This is a genomic window from Leyella stercorea DSM 18206, from assembly GCF_000235885.1.
GTDB lineage: Bacteria > Bacteroidota > Bacteroidia > Bacteroidales > Bacteroidaceae > Prevotella > Prevotella stercorea.
Genome location: NZ_JH379469.1, coordinates 27,660 through 30,039 on the forward strand (window position 1 = coordinate 27,660; position 2,380 = coordinate 30,039).

1 protein-coding gene and 1 pseudogene are annotated in these 2,380 nt (G+C 54.0%); one reads left to right on the forward strand and one right to left on the reverse strand.

Going from position 1 to position 2,380, the window contains the following annotated elements; genetic code table 11:
* Positions 1-1,571: pseudogene (locus tag HMPREF0673_RS14605) on the forward strand (transglutaminase domain-containing protein); the annotation flags it as partial.
* A gap of 249 nt (positions 1,572-1,820) precedes the next feature.
* Here HMPREF0673_RS14605 and HMPREF0673_RS14940 read toward each other — a convergent pair.
* Positions 1,821-2,380 (reverse strand): GLUG motif-containing protein (locus tag HMPREF0673_RS14940; protein ID WP_007902792.1); only part of this gene is annotated, 560 nt, incomplete at its 5' end.

Genomic DNA, 2,380 nt, shown 5'->3' on the forward strand with positions numbered 1-2,380 from the left:
TTGGTGCACTTGAGACAAGTGCACCCCCTACCACCTACTTGGACCTCGTTCCACCGAAGGAAGACCCACAGCTGCCTTATGTCAGCGACGAGATGCACAAGGAGAACCAGCGCCGCTTTGCTCTTGAGGACAGCATTCGCAAGGCATATACAGCAACGTTCCCCACTATGGAGGAGGCAAAGCGCATCAGTGAGCGCGGAGCGGAGTATATCTTCAAGTCGCGCGGCAACAAGCAGACTATAGTCGACTTCATCAACCGCCACAGCGACAACGAAGACCGCGTGATGGGCATACTCGCCACACTCAGCGACAAAGACTTGCGCGATATCACAACCGAGATTCTCGAGGACAGCTACAACGCAACGACCGACCAGCTCTCGCCGCGTGTTGAGGACGAGCTGATTACAATACCGTTCAAGCAGTACTTCGAGAAGGCGTTCAGCAAGAAGACTGCCGACGCTTTCCGCGCCGACCCGATGAAGCTCGTAGAGTGGATAAAGAAGAACATCCGCCTCAACCCCGACAAGAAGGCTCTACGCATCGCACAGACTCCGGTTGGCGTGATGAAGTCGAAGATTACCGACGAGCGTTCGCGCGACATCTTCTTCGTCGACGTGGCTCGCAGCCTCGGCATCGAAGCACAGAAGGACGCTGTGACTGGCAAGATACAGTACAAATCTAAGGGGGTGCACTTGTCTCAAGTGCACCAACCAAACAGTAAGGAAGTGCACCAAAAGACGGACGGCGAATGGCAGGATGTGAAGTTCGACAACACAGCCGACAAGACATCTAACGCAGCAGCTCTCGGTACAATCAAGCTGACATACGAGCCTACCAAGCTGCTCGACAACCCGAAGTATTACAGCCACTTCACAATCAGCCGTATTGAGAACGGCACGGCTCATCTGCTGAACTTTGAGGAGGGTCAGGCAGACATGGGTAACGGCACGACATGGAGCAACACGTTCAAGAAGGGCTACAAGCTCGATGCGGGCACATATATGCTCACCACGGGCACGCGCCTTGCGAGCGGCAGTGTGCTCGCCTCGAACCGTCTGTTCGAAATTGTGGAGGGTCAGACCACAACCCTGCCTCTTGAGATTCGCCAAAACACCAACGAAGTGACAGTAATCGGTTCGTTCAACTCAGAGAGCCTCGTTACAAAGGACGGCAAGGAGGTCAGCCTGCTCTCTCAGACTGGTCGCGGCTACTATGTTGTGGGCATCCTCGGCGTGGGTCAAGAGCCGACCAACCACGCTCTGCACGACATCGAGAAGATGAAGGAAGCGTTCGAGGCATGGGGCCGTCCGGTAGTGCTGCTCTTCGAGAGCGAAGCCGACGCAGCCAAGTTCAACCACGACGAGTTCCCGGGTCTGCCGTCAACCGTGCAGTTCGCCCTCGACAAGGACGGATCGGTACGCAAGCAGATTGCACGTGAGATGAAGCTGATGAACGAGAAGCAGATGCCGATGTTCATCATCGCCGACACTTTCAACCGCGTAGTATTTGTATCGCAGGGCTACACCATCGGACTCGGCGAGCAGATGCAGGGCGTGTTCAAGAAGCTGTAAGCAAAGAGAATTTAAATACTTCTGATACTAATAAAAAAGGGTGCACGAAGCACCCTTTTTTGTTGTTTCTATGTTGTAATCACTTTATTGCTCTTTGTTTTTTTAGGGGGTGCAGTGGTCCCCACTGCACCAACAAAGCAAGTATGCCCCTTCAGGTAAAATTCTCCCACAGATTGCACAGATTTTCACAGAAGTCTTTAGGGGGCAAAACTATAGAATTGCGAAGAATGCACACCCGCCCGCAACAGCTTACTGCTTCCTAAAGGTGGGCAATGCTCCGTTAAGTTCGTAACGCCACTTTGAGCCTGCGTTCTGCAAGGCGGTGTTCATTGCATCAACGGCATTCTCCCAGGTTACGCTGGTGCCGTCCACCTTCGTGACTTCGGTGGCTTTGGTGCTTTTCGTATTGTAGCCGATGCCTTGTTCATGATTGTTCTTCCAATAGCAGGCGGTCACGGTGGTGTAGTTATTTCCCAAAAAGCCGCCGATATGCATATAGCCAGTGCTACTACCCGTACTGGTTACGTTGCCCGTGGCATAGCAGGCAAGGAGGCTACTTCCTGCGTTCATTCCCACCAGACCGCCGCCAGCGATATTCTTTTTGGGGGCTATTTCTAAGGTCACGTTGCCCGTGGCATAGCAAGCGGTCAGGGTGGCACTCGAATTCGTCTGACCTGCCACGCCGCCGACATCGACCGTTCCCTTCACTGTGGCAGAGGAACTGCATCCGGTGATGGAACCGCCTATTTGAGCACCCACCACACCGCCGACATACACCGTGCCGCTGACGCTGCCCGACACCGAGCAGT